Source organism: Euryhalocaulis sp. (assembly GCF_013911995.1).
In the GTDB taxonomy this organism is placed as follows: domain Bacteria; phylum Pseudomonadota; class Alphaproteobacteria; order Caulobacterales; family Maricaulaceae; genus Euryhalocaulis; species Euryhalocaulis caribicus.
Genome location: NZ_JACESD010000036.1, coordinates 1 through 15,825, shown reverse-complemented (window position 1 = coordinate 15,825; position 15,825 = coordinate 1). Strand labels below are relative to the sequence as shown.

At 63.7% G+C, this 15,825-nt stretch carries 16 protein-coding genes; 6 read left to right on the top strand and 10 right to left on the bottom strand.

What is annotated here, in order from left to right:
* Window positions 1–83: 83 nt before the first annotated feature.
* Genes H2040_RS10150 through H2040_RS10135 form a run of 4 tightly spaced genes read left to right on the top strand, consistent with a single transcriptional unit; the run spans window position 84 to window position 4,088 of the window.
* Window positions 84–1,247: an LptF/LptG family permease gene (locus tag H2040_RS10150; protein ID WP_287157191.1), complete on the top strand. Its 1,164-nt coding sequence runs from the start codon at window positions 84–86 to the stop codon at window positions 1,245–1,247.
* Window positions 1,244–2,290, top strand: coding sequence for an LptF/LptG family permease (locus H2040_RS10145; RefSeq protein WP_287157189.1), 1,047 nt, complete (start codon window positions 1,244–1,246; stop codon window positions 2,288–2,290). The genes H2040_RS10150 and H2040_RS10145 overlap by 4 nt, the downstream gene beginning before the upstream one ends.
* A gap of 2 nt (window positions 2,291–2,292) precedes the next feature.
* Window positions 2,293–3,204, top strand: a complete 912-nt coding sequence (locus H2040_RS10140) for a diacylglycerol/lipid kinase family protein (RefSeq protein WP_287157187.1) — start codon at window positions 2,293–2,295, stop codon at window positions 3,202–3,204.
* Complete coding sequence (locus tag H2040_RS10135; RefSeq protein ID WP_287157185.1) at window positions 3,201–4,088, top strand: hypothetical protein; 888 nt, start codon at window positions 3,201–3,203, stop codon at window positions 4,086–4,088. The genes H2040_RS10140 and H2040_RS10135 overlap by 4 nt, the downstream gene beginning before the upstream one ends.
* On the opposite strand, the gene spt is transcribed toward H2040_RS10135, so the two are convergent.
* The 7 genes from spt to H2040_RS10100 all read right to left on the bottom strand — a co-directional run bounded on the left by spt (window position 4,085) and on the right by H2040_RS10100 (window position 11,154).
* Complete coding sequence (gene spt, locus H2040_RS10130) at window positions 4,085–5,302, bottom strand: serine palmitoyltransferase (protein ID WP_022698801.1); 1,218 nt, start codon at window positions 5,300–5,302, stop codon at window positions 4,085–4,087. The two genes, H2040_RS10135 and spt, sit on opposite strands and share 4 nt — an antisense overlap.
* Entirely contained in the window at window positions 5,299–5,586 is a 288-nt protein-coding gene (locus H2040_RS10125; protein ID WP_022698800.1) for an acyl carrier protein, read from the bottom strand. Before H2040_RS10125 ends, spt begins: the two co-directional genes overlap by 4 nt.
* A 2-nt stretch (window positions 5,587–5,588) precedes the next feature.
* Window positions 5,589–6,524, bottom strand: a complete 936-nt coding sequence (locus tag H2040_RS10120) for an NAD-dependent epimerase/dehydratase family protein (RefSeq protein WP_287157181.1) — start codon at window positions 6,522–6,524, stop codon at window positions 5,589–5,591.
* Window positions 6,521–8,266 (bottom strand): fatty acyl-AMP ligase, encoded by a 1,746-nt coding sequence (locus H2040_RS10115; RefSeq protein WP_051122785.1) that lies wholly within the window; start codon window positions 8,264–8,266, stop codon window positions 6,521–6,523. The genes H2040_RS10120 and H2040_RS10115 overlap by 4 nt, the downstream gene beginning before the upstream one ends.
* Before the next feature lie 310 nt (window positions 8,267–8,576).
* Window positions 8,577–9,305, bottom strand: coding sequence for a phosphocholine cytidylyltransferase family protein (locus tag H2040_RS10110; protein WP_022698797.1), 729 nt, complete (start codon window positions 9,303–9,305; stop codon window positions 8,577–8,579).
* The gene (locus H2040_RS10105; protein WP_287157177.1) at window positions 9,302–10,006 is read right to left on the bottom strand and encodes an HAD family hydrolase; all 705 of its coding nucleotides are present in this window, start codon (window positions 10,004–10,006) and stop codon (window positions 9,302–9,304) included. Before H2040_RS10105 ends, H2040_RS10110 begins: the two co-directional genes overlap by 4 nt.
* On the bottom strand, window positions 10,003–11,154 hold the full coding sequence (locus H2040_RS10100) for a CDP-alcohol phosphatidyltransferase family protein (RefSeq protein ID WP_287157175.1): 1,152 nt from the start codon (window positions 11,152–11,154) through the stop codon (window positions 10,003–10,005). The genes H2040_RS10105 and H2040_RS10100 overlap by 4 nt, the downstream gene beginning before the upstream one ends.
* A 56-nt stretch (window positions 11,155–11,210) precedes the next feature.
* Between H2040_RS10100 and H2040_RS10095 the strand changes: the two genes are divergently transcribed.
* Window positions 11,211–11,642: an HIT family protein gene (locus tag H2040_RS10095; protein ID WP_027068532.1), complete on the top strand. Its 432-nt coding sequence runs from the start codon at window positions 11,211–11,213 to the stop codon at window positions 11,640–11,642.
* Here H2040_RS10095 and H2040_RS10090 read toward each other — a convergent pair.
* Complete coding sequence (locus H2040_RS10090; RefSeq protein WP_287157174.1) at window positions 11,639–12,556, bottom strand: fatty acid desaturase; 918 nt, start codon at window positions 12,554–12,556, stop codon at window positions 11,639–11,641. The genes H2040_RS10095 and H2040_RS10090 overlap by 4 nt on opposite strands.
* A gap of 344 nt (window positions 12,557–12,900) precedes the next feature.
* The gene (gene glpK, locus H2040_RS10085) at window positions 12,901–14,397 is read right to left on the bottom strand and encodes a glycerol kinase GlpK (protein WP_287157173.1); all 1,497 of its coding nucleotides are present in this window, start codon (window positions 14,395–14,397) and stop codon (window positions 12,901–12,903) included.
* Window positions 14,398–14,514: 117 nt separating this feature from the next.
* Between glpK and H2040_RS10080 the strand changes: the two genes are divergently transcribed.
* Window positions 14,515–15,450 carry an alpha/beta hydrolase gene (locus H2040_RS10080; RefSeq protein ID WP_287157172.1) on the top strand — a complete coding sequence of 312 codons (936 nt, stop codon included), beginning with the start codon at window positions 14,515–14,517 and terminating at the stop codon, window positions 15,448–15,450.
* Here the strand turns inward: H2040_RS10080 and H2040_RS10075 are convergent.
* A partial coding sequence (locus H2040_RS10075; RefSeq protein ID WP_287157171.1) for a response regulator occupies window positions 15,447–15,825 on the bottom strand: 379 nt, incomplete at its 5' end. The two genes, H2040_RS10080 and H2040_RS10075, sit on opposite strands and share 4 nt — an antisense overlap.

Here is a 15,825-nt window from a genome sequence, read left to right as displayed (position 1 = left end):
CTTGTGCGGCGGCTGCATTACCAAGCAAGACCCAGACCGCTTAACAGATAGGCGTTCGTTCAAGGATTAACAGCGCTCTTACCGTGACGACACTGGACCGCTATTTCATTGCCCGCGTTATTCGCATTACCGCGGCGCTGACCGGCGTTGCGCTGCTGGCGCTGATGCTGGAGCGCATGCTGCGTGTCCTGGATCTGGTCGTCAACGCAGAGAACCTAGCCATACAAGTTGCCCAAATTATGGGCACGCTGATGCCGCATTATCTGGGCATTGCGCTGCCTACGGCGTTTTTCCTCGGGGTGCTTCTGGTTTTGCAACACGCCAGCCGCTCCAACCAGATTTCGGCGCTGCAATCGGCGGGCGCGAGCCTGACCCGGATCGTTGCGCCCTTCATGCTGCTGGCCGGACTGCTGGCGATGATTTCCTTCTTCCTGTTCGGGGTTTTGCAGCCACAGGCGCGATACACATACCGCGCGCTGACCAATGCGGTGATGACCGAGACCCTGGAGGCGGCCATCCGGCAGGGCGCGTTTGTCAGCATGGGCGACCGCACGGTATTCGCCGAACAGTCCAGCCGCAGCGGCGGAAATCTGGAACAGGTCTTCGTTTATGAGCAGCGCGCCGCAGGCGATGACGTGGTGCTGACCGCGCCGCGCGGCGTGATGACCCGGACCGAAAACGGCATGGCCAGCATGATCGAGCTGCGCGACGGCCAGACATCGAGTTTCGGCAAGAACGGCGAACTGCAGGGGCAGGTGTCGTTCGGGGCGCTGGACTGGACCCTGACAGCCTCCGACGAGGGCATGTTCCGCGAGCGCGGGGCCGATGAGCGCGAAATGACGATCAGCGAGGTCTGGCGCACGCTGGGCGATGCCGAGACGGACGAGGAAACCATGATGTTGCGGGCCGAACTTGATGGCCGGCTGGCGCGGATTTTGATCGTTTTCATACTGCCCATATTCGCCGCCCCGCTGGCGCTCAATTCCGGCCGGACCGAACAAAGCGCCGGACTGGCGATCGGGCTGGTCCTGCTGATCACGGTGTTCGAGCTGATCGAACTGGGCGAATCCCTAGTCAAGGAAGGCATCATGCCGCCCTTCCTGGGTATATGGGCGCCGCTGGTGATGTTCGGCGCGCTGAGCGTCGCGATGTTCTATCGCGTGGCCTACACCAATAAGGAGCCGCCGCTTTTCATGGCGTCCGAGATGATCGGGCGCATCCGCTTTCTGCTGAGCAAGCCTGAATGATCGGCACGCTTTCCCGATATCTTCTGCGCTTCGTGGCGCCGCGCTTCATTCTGGTCTCGGTCGGCGTGACGGCGCTGGCGCTGTTGCTGGACACGGCCAATAACGGCGACCAGCTGTGGGATGATGGCGGTCTTCTGGCGCTTGGCCGTTACGCAATGCTGCGCGCGCCTTCGATCTTCACCAGCCTCAGCGTGTTTTCCGCGCTGATCGCCATTCTGATCACCCTGACCGAACTGGTGCGGCGTAGCGAGCTGGTCGCGCTGATGGCGGCGGGGTGGTCTCAGCGCAATCTTCTGGCGGCGTTCGCGCCCGCCATGATCCTGATGGCCGTCGCGCATTATGTCGTTTCTGACTTCGCCCTGCCCTCCGCCACGCAGGGTCTGCGAGACTGGGGGTTCGAGGAGGAACTGGATCGCGCCGGAGACTCCCTTTGGCTGCGGACAGGCGAGAACGTGTTCCGGATCGGTGGCGTGGATACGCACGGCGCGATGTCCGACGTATCGGTTTTCCATCTTTCCGAAGCCGGCGTACTGGACCGGCGGATCGATGCTGAAAGCGGGCGCTATGAGGATGGCGCGTGGCAATTACAGAACCAGAGCGCCACAGGGGACGAGGGAGCGGATATCGCAGCGCCGCAGACCATTCCCCTGCCTTTGTCGCCGGTGCGGCTGAGGCGGCTGGCCAGCGATCCGCGCAGCCTTTCACTCGCCAGTCTCAACGACCTTGTCGCCGCCGAGACATTTGGCGCGCGGCCGCCGCATGTCTACCGGCTCTACCGCCAGCGCAAGGCCAGCCAGATATTCAGCATCCTGATCATGGTCTGCCTGGCCGTGCCGCTGGTTCAGCGTTTTCAGCGGCAGGACGCCACGGCGCAGATTCTGGCCAGCGGCATCGCGCTGGGCTTTGTCTATCTGGCGCTGGACAGTTTCTTTGTCGCGCTGGGGGAGGCCGGGATCCTGCCCATTGTCATGGCCGCCTGGGGGGCGACAGGCCTTTTCGCGCTCGTCGCCGGGGCCATGATGCTCAATCAGGAATCCCTCTGACCGTGACCGTCCGCATTGGCTATCTCCGCAATGCGCTCAGCCAGCGCAACCGCGGCCGCGGCGCGCCGGCGGATGCGGTGAACGCGGATTTTCGCGTTCTGGAATCGATAGATCAGCTTGATGCGCACCTGCAGGCGTTTGCCGACGCCGGAATTGAAATCCTGATCATTGATGGCGGCGACGGGACGGTTCAGGCCGTTCTGACCTGGATCTATGGCGGCGATCGGGGCTGGCGGCCGCGTCTGGCTGTGGTTCCGGGCGGAATGACCAATCTGATCGCTCATGATGTCGGCCTGAAAGGCGATCCCGGCGAGGCGGCCATGCGGCTGTCCCGCGGCGGCGGCGAGCTTGCGACGCGGGCTGTCATGCGCGTTCGTCACGGGGCAGAGATCCATTGCGGCATGTTCTTTTCCGCAGGCGCGCCGCTGAGCACCATCGAACTCTGCCGGCGGGATATCCATTCCAAGGGGTTTCAGGCGTCTCTGGCCGTCGGCGCGACGCTGGCCTTTGTCGCGGGGCGGCGGATGCTGAACCCGACGCGCGAGGACGAAATTTTCCGCCCCTACCAGATCGCCGTGACCCCGCCTGACGGGGAAACCGACACCGGGCCTCAATTGCTTTTCATGGCCGCCACGACAGACGGGCTGATGGTCGGCGCCAATCCGTTCTGGGGCGGTGACGGCGCGATCAAGGCGACCTGGGCGCACTATCCCGCCAAACGCTTTCTGCGCCGCCTCCCGGCCCTGTACCGGGGGCGGGAGCCAAAGGGCGACGACGTCTATCAAAGCCGCTCCGGCGACCGCTTCAGCCTGAGAACCGGGGAACCCTTCATTCTGGATGGTGAAATTTACTCCGCGCCGGAGGATGGCGAGATCATTCTGGATCACGCCGGCGATGCCGAGTTTGTGCGATGAGCGCGCTCCTCAATCTGCGCGCGCTGGTGGAGGCGCAGCTCTCACAACCCCTGCCGCCGCGCCTGTCACCCTTTCTGGCGGCGGTCCTGAAACGCTGGCCGGATGCGGTTGCGGTGCTGTTCTATGGATCGGCGCGGCGGGAATCCGGCAACCCGGAAAAAGAGCCCGATTTCTATATCCTGTTCGAGCGCAACCGGGACAGCGGACAAGGCGCGCCGGCGGCGCTGGCCAATGCCGCCCTTCCGCCCAACGTACGCTTCCTCCAGATCGAGGAAGGCTTCGCCAAATGCGCCCTGATGACGGTCTCGGCGTTTGAACGCGAGGCCAGTCGCGGATTTGCTTCGGTCATCTGGGGGCGGTTCGCGCAGCCCTCAACGCTGGTCTACGCCGCCAATGAAGATATTCGCGACCGCATTGCCGGGGCCTGCACGATGTGTGTCGAGCGTTTCCTGCGCAACGCCGCGCCCCTGACAGAACCGGGCGATGACGCCGAGACTCTGTGGGTGACCGGGCTGATGGCCTCTTATGGATCGGAATTGCGGGCGGAAAGCGCCAACCGGCCCGCCGAACTGTTCGATGCGGACAGCGCCTATTACCGCATGGCGGCGCAGCATTTTCTGGACGCCACCCCGGACGCCCGGCAGGGGCGGGCCAGCGCCGCGCGGCGCTGGGCGGCGCGCCGCATCTGGGGCAAGGCGCGCACCATGATGCATGTCACCAAAGCCGCTTTTACCGTGGGCGAAGGCGGGCTGGATTACGTGCTGTCAAAATTGTCGCGCCATTCGGGCGTAGAGATCGAGCCAACCGCGTGGCAGCGGGCGCATCCCCGGCTTGCCGCGCCCGGCCTGGCCTGGCGCCTGTGGCGGAAAGGGGCGTTCCGCTAGAGCGCCGCTGTGGCCTCGGCCAGCTCGGGCATGGAGGCCAGATGCGCCTGCGCCGCCTTGAATGCGTCCGCAATGGCGTCGATTTCATCGAACGTATGGGCCGCGGACACGCTGAGCCGGATCAGGGAGGCGCTGTTGGGCGTGCCCGGCGGAATGGCGAGATTGGCGTAAACCCCCGCTTCAAGCAGCGCATTCCAGAACAACACCGCCATGGCCCGGTCCGGCAGGCGTACAGCCACCACCGGCGACGGGTCGGCGCAGAGATCATGGCCCTGTTCCGCCAGCGCGGCGTGAAGACGCCGGGCGTTCTTCCAGAGCGACTCCCGAAGATCTTTCCGCTCTCGTATCGCCCGCAGCGCCGAACGCGCGCCCGCGATGCTGGAGGGCGCGGGCGAAGCGGTAAACATATAGGGCCGGCTTGCGACGCGGATCAGGTCGAACATCTCATGGTTGGACGCGCAAAAGCCGCCGATCGAGGCAAGGCTCTTGGAGAAGGTGCCGGTATAGAAATCAACCTGGTCCATGACGCCCTGCGCTTCCGCAACGCCGCGGCCGGTATCGCCGAAAACGCCGAAGGAATGTGCCTCGTCCACCATCAGCATGGCGCCGCCTTCATGCGCGGCGGCGGCCAGCTCATCCAGCGGCGCGATATCGCCGAACATGGAATACATGCCCTCGACCACCACCAGCTTGCCGCGGCCGGCGTCCGCCCGGCGCAGGCGTTTGGCCAGATCCTCGGCGGAATTGTGCCGGAACCGGATCGTGCTGGCGCCCGACAGCTTGCAGCCGTCATAGATGCTGGCGTGGCAATCCGAGTCGATGAAGATCATGTCATCGGCGTTGGCCAGCCCGGACAGCGCGCCCAGATTGGCCGTATAGCCGGTGGAGAACACCATCGCCGTCTTGTAGCCGAGGAAGTCGGCCAGCGCCGCTTCAAGGTCCCGGTGAAGGTCATAGGTGCCGTTGGCCAGGCGCGAACCGGTTGTTCCGGTGCCAAAATCGGCGACCGCCTGTTGCGCAGCTTTTACGCCGCCTTCATCCAGGGTCAGGCCGAGATAGTTATTGGAGCCCGCCAGGATCGTCTGCCGGCCTTCTATAATCGCCTGGGTCGGCGAGACGATTTTTTCCAGACACACGCCAAAAGGGTCGCGGCCCGCTTTCAGGATAAGCTCGCGCTGGGCTTCGAGCCCCTTATACTTGTCGAACAGGCTCATCCCGCTTCCCCCCGCTTGATGGCGTGCACAGCCTCTGTCAGTTCCCGCACCGTCCGGATTTCGCTGATCACGTTGATCGGGAAGCTGATGTCGTAAACGTCCTCGACTTCCATTACGAGATCCATAACGGCGATGGAATCGAGCTCCAGCTCGGTCGCGATATCCGTCTCGGGAGTCAGCTTGACGTTGTGCTGGTTGAAAGGCTCAAGCGTTTGCAGGATCCGGCGGTAAACGAGATCGTCCGCAAGATCGGCGGATTTTGTCTGAGCGTTAGCAGTCGACATGCCTAAAGAGTCTCCAGGGTACGGGTCAGGCCGCGCTCAAGGGACATGCCCGCGCGCCAGCCGGTTGCGCGTGTATAGGCATCATCGCTCACTGTCCAATCCGGGTGAAACAGTTCGCGCACCTTTCCGCGCGTGAAAATTGATGGCCGGCCCGTCATTCTAGCCGTGAAACCGGACAGATCAGCCGCCAGATCGGCAACAGGGCGCGGCGTGGCGACCAGCCGCACGCGCCGCCCGCAAACGCGCGACGCAGCAGCAGCAAGGCTGCGCCAGCTGCAGGCTTCCCCGCCGCCGGAAACCTCATAGACGCCAGAGGGGTCGCCGGATGCGCCGACGGCGGCCGCAAGCGCGTCCGCCGCGTCATCGACATAGAGAAGAGAAAAGCGCGCATCACGGCCCGGTTCGGGAAGCAGACCCATTTGCATGGCCTGCATCAGCGGCGCGGTGTTCCGGTCGCCCGGCCCGTAGATTGCGGGCAAACGTAGCGTCATCACCTGCATCCGGTCTCCGGCGTTCCGCGCGGCCTGCTCGGCCGCCCGCTTTGTGGCGGCGTAATCGGAGAGGCCGGGTTCGCGCGCCGCCAGCGACGAGGCGAGAATGAAACGCCGGACGCCCGCCTTTTCCGCCGCGCGCGCCAGGCGAGCGGTTCCGATGACATTGATCCGGTGAAGATCGCCGCGCGCCATGCCGCCCAGCGCCGCAGCGCAATGGACGACCGTTTCCGCGCCAGCCACCAGTTCGTCGAGCGCGGATTGATTATCCAGATCGCCCGTAATGACCCGCGCGGGGCTTTCGGCTTCGAAACCAGAGGGGTTGCGTACAAGACAGCGCACGGGCCGGCCGCCCTCGAGGAACCGGTCAAGCAGGGCGCGGCCAACAAAACCGGTCGCCCCCGTCAGTGCGACCGCGCCATTTTCGTCTGGCGCGGCGCTGGTCACTCGGCGGAGCTCGCGTAGGCCACGCTTCGCGGCGGGGCCGCCGTTTCGAACGCGCCGGCGAGATAGCGCGCCTTGACCTTGGCGCGGCTGAGCTTTCCGGAAGAGGTCAGAACCATGGCCTTGGCCGGCGCGACAACCACTTCAGCGGGCACGCCCACCACGGCCTGCACCGCGGCGCGGGCGCGCTGGGTCAGTTCCTCGCGCTCCTCGTCCGAACGGGAACCGGCGGCGACAACCGTCACGATGCGCTCGTCGCCCTCATGGTCTTCGATTGAGAAAGCCGCGACAGATCCGGGCCGCACGGCGGGAAGCTTTTCGACCGCCCATTCGATGTCCTGCGGCCAGATATTGCGGCCATGATACAGGATCAGGTCCTTGCTGCGCCCGGTGACGAACAATTCGTCATTGGCGAGATAGCCCATGTCGCCAGTATCCATCCAGCCTTCCGCGTCGATCAGGCGCGCGGTGGCGTCCGGATCGCCGAAATACCCACGGCAGACACTGGGGCCGCGCGTAAAGATATGGCCCACTTGCCGCTGCTCGGCGCGGCGGCCCGAAGGCGTACGGATTTCGATGGAATGGCCGGGCATCGCGTGACCACAGGAGACAAAGCGGCGGACGCCGCCCTGCGCATTGGCCGCCGCCGTGGCGGCTTCACCCGTCGCGATGAAGCGCGGCAGATCAATCATGTCCACGGCCGGGGCGCGGCTCATATCGGCAAAGCTGACGGCCACGGTCGATTCCGCGAGGCCATAGCTGGGCATGAAGGCGGTGGCGGAAAAGCCGTTGGCCTCGAACGCCTCGGCGAAGCGGTCCAGAACTTCGGAGCGCACCATGTCGCCGCCAATACCGGCAATGCGCCAGCTTGAAAGATCCAGATCATTCAGATCCGAGGCCGCGGCGCGGCGCGCGCAAAGATCGTAGCCGAAAGTCGGGCTGTAAGAGATCGTGCCGCCGGTTTCGGACATCAGGCGCAGCCATGTCAGGGGACGGCGCACGAAGTCGAAGGTCGAGAGATAACTGACCGGCATCTGGCACATCATCGGCGCCATCGCGAAGCCGACCAGGCCCATATCGTGATACATCGGCAGCCAGGAAACGGCGCGGTCATCCGGGCCGCATTTCAGGCCATGACGCACGATGCCGGCAATATTGCTGACCACGTTGCGGTGCGTGGAAACCACGCCCTTCGGCGCGCTGGTGCTGCCCGAGGAATACTGGACGTAGCAGATATCATCGGCGGTGATTTCCGGCAGCGGCGCGGGCGGTCCCTGCAGCGCGTCCAGCTCATCATAGGTCGCGGTGAAAATGTCGTCGCGATTGGCGTAGGATTCGAAGACCTTGCCGAATTCCTTTGGCGCGAAGAGCGCGCTGGCGCCCGCGCTGTCCAGCATCTGGGCGAGCTGGGATTCAAAATTCGCGGCGCCGCCGAGATTGAACGGCAGGGGAAGCGGCACCGGCGCAAGACCGGCATACTGGCATGCAAAGAAGGCGGTTAGGAATTGCGGCCCGGTTTCGGCCAGAAGGGCGATCCGCTCCGTCCGGCGAAACCGCGCGCCCAGCTGGGCGGCCATGGCGCGGGCGCGCTTGCGTAATTCGGAATAGGGAAGTTCGGAGACGAGATTGCCCCGCCCGTCGTAAAAACTGTATCCGGAATCGCCCTGCGCGGCGTAATCCAGACCTTCTGTCAGCACGCCGAACTCCGCCGGCCGAAAATCAATCCGGTTCGTCGAGTTATTCACAAAAATTACGCCCCTCTGATCACGCATCTGTCACAGGGCCGCGTTATCCACGAACCTGCAAGCTTCCGGATGTATGGTCTCATCCGGGCAATTCCAGACGCGTACTTTCCCCGCTTTACAGCGATTGGCCCCCGCCAACGCGAAACTAACCATACATTGTTAGTGTGTGTAACGCTTTTGCGAAAGGGGGCGGCCGGAAAACTTTTGTTTCAAAACAATCACATCGTTTTGAAATATCTGTGTCAGAGCTGGCGGGCAAACCTGTTTCACAGGCCCAGACCCCACCCCTTCGAACGCGCTTGGCGACCGATCAATTTTCCGGGGCGAACAGGCGCTCGACGTTCTTTACGTCCTCGACCGTATCCATTTCCGCCCATTTCTTTCCTTCGATGGAACAGGCGCTGACCATGCCGCTCTTGGCCAGGTCATCCACGGCGCGCAGGAACCAGGATTTCAGGCCTTCCGGCCGGTGGAGCAACTCATTCACCGCGCGCCAGAAAATCTGCGGCCCCGGACCGACGAAACGCAGCAGACCGATGGACTCCCCGTCCACGCGGTTAACGTCCAGCGCCTTGGAAATCGCCAGAACCTTGCCGTTCTGAAGCTGCACCTTCATGTCATCGGCGTCATAGGCGTCCTTGATGTCGATGGTGACGGTGATCGCCGCCTCGGACGCGCTCATCAGGCGCTTGGGGATTGCCGCCTCGAACATCGTGTCGCCATTGGCGAGGATGAAGTCCTGATCGAAATACTCCTTCGCCATCCAGACACTGGCCAGATTGTCGGAGACCTCGAAAAACGGATTATAGATATTGGTGATATTCAGCCCGTCCGCGCGGGCGTCGCGGATAACTTCGTCCACCATGTCGGGGCGATAACCCGTCACGACGCCGATATCGCGAATTCCGCATTCGGCGAAAATATCCATCTGGCGGCGCAGGAAGGGTTTCCCGCCAATGTCGATCAGGCATTTCGGGCGGTCTTCGGTCAGCGGCAGCAGGCGAGAGCCGCGGCCAGCCGCCAGGATCACAGCCTTCATGAATGGTCCCCGTGTTGAACGTGCGGCCCTGTTTCTTTCATCCAGTCCGCAATCGTCAATCCATGTTTCTTCGCCTCACGCGTCAGCCGCGCGTCGGGATTCACCGCCACGCCGCAATCGACCCACAGAAGCAGCTCCAGATCGCTATAGTGATCGGAATAGAATTCGATATGCGCCGCGTCGCGCTGCGGCCCGTATGCGGCCAGAACCTGCCGCATTTTTTCCGCGGCGAGGCAGTTGGTTCCGTCAATCTGCGGCGCCGCAGCGCCCTCCGGCCAGATCGTGCGCGTACAGATCAGCTCATCCATGCCCAGCCGGTCGGCGATAATGCGCGCATAAATATCCACCGAGGCGGTCGCGATCATGGTGCGGCGCCCTTCCCGGTCCACGCGCGACAGCGTTGCGCGCGCGCCGGGGCGCAGGCCGTTTTCAATGAGGCGGTCCACGAAATCCTCCGCGGCGCGGTCCAGCTCGCCGGGCGTCATGCCGCTCATCACGATCTTCATGCCGGCGTTTTTCAATGCCTCGCGGCCGTTGCGGCGCGCCAGCCAGCGCAACATCATCCCTGCCAGCCGCGGCGCGCCGGCCAGCAGCCGCCCCCGGCGGCGCAATACAAAGAGCAGGAACAGCGTCCATGTCGGACGAATGGTCAGGGTCTTGTCGAGATCGAAGATCGACAGGCGCGTGCGGGCCCCGGTCATGCGCTCTGATCGTCGGCCAGCCAGGAGGTCAGCGTCTTGCCCTGCGCGCGAACGGCCAGCGCCATGAGAAGACGCGCCAGATGGAAAGCCACCGATACGGCCGTCCATATACCGACAATCACCAGCCCGATATCGGGCCGCAGCGCCAGCGCGCACAGCGTCAGGATGATCAGGTTCGGATTACGGCGCGTGGTGATCAGGCGGAACCAGGAGTCTATCCGCTTCCAGATATGGATGTGGAAGCGGCCAATCACCTTGAACAGCCCCTCTATCGCCCGGCCGAGCACGTAACCGATCAGCGTCGCGCCGAGCGCCCAGTCCATCAGCGTGGTGTCCGCCACCGCGTCATGCAGGCCGACCCACCAGGCCCAGTACCAGAATGGCGGGCTGATCAGGTCAATGCCGTGGTCGAACCGGTCGCCCCATTTTGAAGAGGTCAGCGTCACCCGCGCCAGCTTGCCGTCCACCGTGTCCAGAAACGTCATGCCCCAGGCACAGGCCAGCCCGGCGGCGTAGAGCCCCTCCCAGAACAGGAAGAAGGCCGCGATGGTCAGGACCAGGCCGACAGTGGTGACAGTGTTGGGCGCGATCTTGCGGTTGGCGCACCAGTGCGTGACCCAGCGCGCCGGACGCGGCCAGGCGTATTTGGTAACCAGATCGGTCACGCCCTTATAGGCGCCGTCATAGAGCCGCCGCTCGATCTGATCGACCGGCGTGAAATGCAGGGAGCGCGCAAACGGCGTGCGCCGCTTGCGCAGCACGGGGTCGTAAACCGCTGTCAGCTCATCCAGACCCACAGGCTTGTAGCCCGCGGCTTGCAGCGCCGCCTTATCGGCCGGCCGGCCGATCATGCCGGCTACGGCGTCGTCCGCTTCATCCGCGGCATGCACCGCGGCAAGATATTCTCCGGCGCCGGGTTCTGGCTCTATCAGCAGGGCCGAGCGCGGTTCGGCCATCAGGCCCTTGGCCAGCGCCGCGTCAAAAACCCAGTCCGCCGCGACAAGTATTTCGCCCGCCCCGCTCCAGCCGCTGAAGAGGCGCCGGTGACGGGCTTCCGCATCCAGCCCCCAGATCCGGATCGGGCATTCGCCGGCAATCCGCAGACGGGGCTCAGGCGAAAGGGTCGAATCTGTCGCTGTAGCGTCCATAATGGCGGAAATACGAGGCGCAGACGGGAAGATCAATGACGCAGACACAAGGCGGCGTGAACGCCACGATAGAGAAATTCGGCTTTCCACACACCCGGATTGCGGAGACGCAACACTGGATGGTGCTCCTAAGGCCCAAACAGGCGACGCTGGGCGCGCTTGTTCTGGCGGCCAAACACGGCGCGGAAGCCTTCGGAGACCTGCCCCCGGCGGCCTTCGCCGATCTGCAGGAAGCGACCGGAAAAATCGAAACCGCGCTGTCAGCGGCGTTCGGATATCAGAAGCTCAATTATCTGATGCTGATGATGGTGGACCCGCACGTGCATTTCCACGTCCTGCCCCGTTACGATTCCGATGCGCATTTCGAGGGGCGGGTGTTCGAGGATCCGGGCTGGCCCGGGCCGCCGGACCTGAAAACCGCGCCCGATCTGGACGAGGCGGCGCTGGAGGCGATCCGTCTGCAGATCGCCTCCCGCTGGCCCGGCTAGACCTTTTCGATAAATTGCGGCGCGATCTGGTAGTTGCGGGCAAGGCGCAGCTTTTCGAGAACCAGCAGCATCGTGCCGTTATAATCGACAAGGCGGTTTATGATGCCTTTGCGGGGGCGATGAAGGATGCTGCGCGGGAAGGCGTGATGATGTTCGTGGAAAGCCTCGCCGCCCGTCAGAACCGCCAGAAGCCACACCACCCAGGCCGGGGCTTTCATATGGCCAACCACATTCACGCCCAGCGTTGTCGCGTGAAACTGGATGGCGCGGCCGATAATCGCTGCTGTGTGCAGCATCAATGTCAGCAGGATTGAACCGCCCAGAAGGAAAACGATCAGATAGATCGCCGCCGGGATCAGCAGGTGAACGATGGCTGAGATCGGCAGGTAATGCTGATCGAAGAAACTGACGATACGGCTGCGCGCCAGGCGCTTGGCCATCGGACGTTTCACATCTTCCGGGTCACGCCACAGGATCCAGCCCATCCAGGCCCAGAATTTCCCCTCCGCCGGATTATGCGGATCACCCGGCTGGTCTGAATGGCGGTGATGCTGGGAGTGATAGTTCACCCAGTCCTTGAGCGAGCCCTGCATGGCAATGACGCAATTGATGACGACCATCAGTTGCGCCGGCGCCCGCAATTCTCCCGCATTATGCTGGATGACGCGGTGCAGAGGCCCGATGCCCTGATTACAGATGAAGACGGTCAGCGCCGTGACCGCGATACAGATGGGGAAATACCACCAGGCCAGGTGCAGGCCGGAAAAGGCAAACCCGGCAATGACCGCGCCGATAAAGCCCAGCACGCCAAGCGCGGGATAAATGATTGCGGAGAACAGGCTGGGAATATCGAAATGCCGCCAAGTCCGTTTGATCTCTTCGGCGCGCGGCAGGCGTATGGGTAGCTGGCTCATCGTGTCTTCATCCAGATGCGCCCCGGGACGGGCGCGGTTTACGTTAAAGGAAACCGGAAACGGCTTTCAGGCCGCCATGGCGCGGTGTCCAGAGGTGCATTCTGCGCACCCCAAACGAGGCGCGCAATGGCGGAAGCCGGGCGCTTCTTCTTGAAAAATTCAGGCGCTTTACAGGGCCTCCCGCGCCATCAATTTGTATTTTATTGTATGCCTATCGTGCCAATGCGGCGCTTTTAAGCGCAGGCTAAACCCTGATTCACGAGGTAGACTTGATCTAAACACGCCTGAAAAAAAATCAGGCGCGTTCGCAGAGACATATACTCATGTTTTGCTTTACAGGGGGGCTAACCGCCTCCGGCTGACACTTGCCTGACGGCGGCGCGCCAGCCAGCGCGTTTCCGGTTCCTTTCAGACTCCGGCATGCACGGGCTGAACGTCCGGTCGGCGCGCCAGAGCGCGCGCCCCTCCTCCAGTGATTCGTAAAGCCCGGCTCCCAGGCCCGCCAGAAAGGCGGCGCCCCAGGCCGTGGTTTCGGTATTCACCGGGCGCACCGTCTCTACTCCGCAAAGATCGGCCAGACGCTGCAGGAAGCGGTCATTGGCCGCCATGCCGCCATCCACCCTCAGCGTCCGGGTTTCGATTGCATCCCCGGCCATCGCGTCCAGCAGGTCCCATGTCTGATAGGCGGTGGACTCCAGCGCCGCCTGCGCGATTTCCGCCCGCCCCGATTCCCGGCTCAGCCCCACGATGGCGCCGCGCGCGTCCGGGTCCCAATGCGGCGCGCCAAGACCGGAGAAGGCCGGAACCAGATAGACCCCGGAATCGTCGGACGCCGCTTCCGCCAGCGCATTGATCTCCGGCGCGCGCGCGATCAGGCCCAGCCCGTCACGTATCCACTGTATGGTCGCGCCGGCGGAAAGAACCGACCCCTCCATCGCGAATGTCGTCTTCCCGTCCAGACGATAGGCGACCGTCGACAACAGCCGACTGGCCGACCGCGTCATCGTCTCCCCCGTATTCAGCAGCAGGAAAGCCCCGGTTCCGTACGTGCTTTTCATCTCGCCGGGGAGGAAGCAGGCCTGGCCGATCGCGGCGGCTTGCTGGTCCCCGGCAACGCCGGTAATCGGCAAGGCGCGGCCCAGAAGCGCCTCGTCCACCATTCCGAACTCGGCCGCGCAGTCGCAGACCTCGGGCAGGCCGGATTCAGGGACGTTGAAAAGCTCCAGCAAGGACTCATCCCAGCGAGCATCCTCGAGCGCATAAAGGGAGGTGCGGCTGGCGTTCGTGGCATCGGTAAGGTGGCGCTGACCGCCCGTCAGCCGCCAGATCAGGAAGCTGTCGACCGTGCCGAAAGCCAGTTCCCCGCGCTCCGCCCGCGCCCGCGCGCCGGGGACCTGATCCAGAATCCAGGCGTATTTGGTCGCCGAGAAATAAGGGTCGAGAACCAGACCGGTTTTCTGCAGAACCGCGTCGCCATGACCGGCTTCCGCCAGCGCGCGGCATTGCGGCGCTGTGCGGCGGTCCTGCCAGACGATGGCGTTATGGATGGGCCGTCCGCTCTTGCGGTCCCAGATGATGGCCGTTTCGCGCTGGTTCGTGACCCCCGCCGCTACGGGCGACCACCCCCTGGCCTCGGCGTCCGCCAGCGCCTTGCGCGCGGTGGCCAGAGTCGTCGCCCAGATGACTTCGGGGTCATGCTCCACCCAGCCGGGCCGGGGGAAAATCTGTGCGAACTCCTGCTGGGATGTCGCAACCACGTCGCCCTTCAGCGAAAACACGATGGCGCGGGAACTGGTCGTTCCCTGGTCGATCGCCAGCAGGCAGGCGCGGTCTTCAGCCATGTTTGCTCCCCATGTCGTCCTGTCGCCATATTGGGGGTGATTGATGCCGCTCGCCAAGCCGCGCGCATGCGGGTTAGCCTCTCTGGCGCAAATCATATCGAAGGATTGGAACCGCCCATGTCCGACCCCGCCATTCCCACCGTCTTTGAAAGCCCCACGGGCGCGAAGCTGGCGCTATACCGGATGGCCGCGCAAGGCGAACCGCGCGGCGCGGTCCACATCAATCATGGTCTGGCCGAACACGCCGCCCGGTATGGTCCGTTCGCCGATTTCCTCGCCAGCCGCGGCTATCATGTTTACGCGCAGGATCATCGCGGTCATGGCCAGACCACCGCGCCGGACGCCCCGGCGCGGCAATTTGGCGGCTGGAACAAGGTGATGGAGGACGTCGCTGCGGTGAACGCCGCCATTCGCGAGGCCAATCCCGACCTGCCTGTCATCATTTTTGGTCACTCGCTTGGAGGAATCGTCGCGCTCAACCATCTGATGCGGGCGCCCGAAACGGTCGACGGGGCCGCCATCTGGAACTCCAACGCCTCGCTTGGCGCCCTGACGCTGGCCATGAAGGGGCTTTTGGGGGTGGAAGGACTTGTCGGCGGGAAAGGCCAACCCAGCGGGCTTATGAATGCGCTGACGTTTGCGGAATGGAACAAACGCTTCAAACCCAACCGCACGGATTTCGACTGGCTGTCGCGCAATCACGAAGCCGTCGACGCCTATGTCGCCGATCCGCTTTGCGGATGGCCGGCCTCTATCGCGCTTTGGCGGGATTTCGTCGCCGGAATTGAATATGCCCAATCCACAGCGCCACTGAAGAAAATACCGGACGGCCTGCCCATCCAGCTGGTGGGCGGCGGCCAAGACCCGGCCACCGACAATGGCAAGGCAATAGAAAAGCTGTCGCTTCGTATGAAGGATGCGGGGCTTGAAAACGTCCAGACCGCGATATTCCCGGATTCGCGCCATGAGACGCTGAACGATCTGGATCGGGAAGAAGCTTTCTCGCTGTTTGCCGACTGGGCCGACCGGGCGACGGCGGCCCGTCAGGCCTAGGACGCTTCGCGGATTTCGTCCGGCTTCTCGGCCGAGGCGGCGGCGTGGCTGAGCCCCAGTTCCACGCCTTTGCGCAGCGAACTCAGCAGGGTTTCCATGGCCACCGGCTTGGCGATGAAATCATCCATGCCGCATGCCAGTATCTGGTCGCGCGCCTCGTCAAAGGCGTCGGCGGTGACAGCGATGATGTAGATATCGCGGGCCGAACCCTTCATTTCGCGAATGGCGCGGGTCGCCGCCATGCCGTCCATGTTCGGCATCTGCTTGTCCATCAGAATGACGTCGAAGTCGCGGCGCTCCATCGCCTCAAGCGCCTTCTGGCCGTCTTCCGCAAACTCGATGCTGCGGACATTGCTGGAAAGCATGGCTTCAAGC

Excerpts from the sequence above, each read along its gene's own strand:
- H2040_RS10145 (WP_287157189.1), top strand. The coding sequence starts at position 1,244 with ATGATCGGCACGCTTTCCCGATATCTTCTGCGCTTCGTGGCGCCGCGC.
- H2040_RS10135 (WP_287157185.1), top strand. The coding sequence starts at position 3,201 with ATGAGCGCGCTCCTCAATCTGCGCGCGCTGGTGGAGGCGCAGCTCTCA.
- spt (WP_022698801.1), bottom strand. The coding sequence starts at position 5,302 with ATGAGCCTGTTCGACAAGTATAAGGGGCTCGAAGCCCAGCGCGAGCTT.
- H2040_RS10125 (WP_022698800.1), bottom strand. The coding sequence starts at position 5,586 with ATGTCGACTGCTAACGCTCAGACAAAATCCGCCGATCTTGCGGACGAT.
- H2040_RS10110 (WP_022698797.1), bottom strand. The coding sequence starts at position 9,305 with ATGAAGGCTGTGATCCTGGCGGCTGGCCGCGGCTCTCGCCTGCTGCCG.
- H2040_RS10105 (WP_287157177.1), bottom strand. The coding sequence starts at position 10,006 with ATGACCGGGGCCCGCACGCGCCTGTCGATCTTCGATCTCGACAAGACC.
- H2040_RS10100 (WP_287157175.1), bottom strand. The coding sequence starts at position 11,154 with ATGGACGCTACAGCGACAGATTCGACCCTTTCGCCTGAGCCCCGTCTG.
- H2040_RS10090 (WP_287157174.1), bottom strand. The coding sequence starts at position 12,556 with ATGAGCCAGCTACCCATACGCCTGCCGCGCGCCGAAGAGATCAAACGG.
- glpK (WP_287157173.1), bottom strand. The coding sequence starts at position 14,397 with ATGGCTGAAGACCGCGCCTGCCTGCTGGCGATCGACCAGGGAACGACC.
- H2040_RS10080 (WP_287157172.1), top strand. The coding sequence starts at position 14,515 with ATGTCCGACCCCGCCATTCCCACCGTCTTTGAAAGCCCCACGGGCGCG.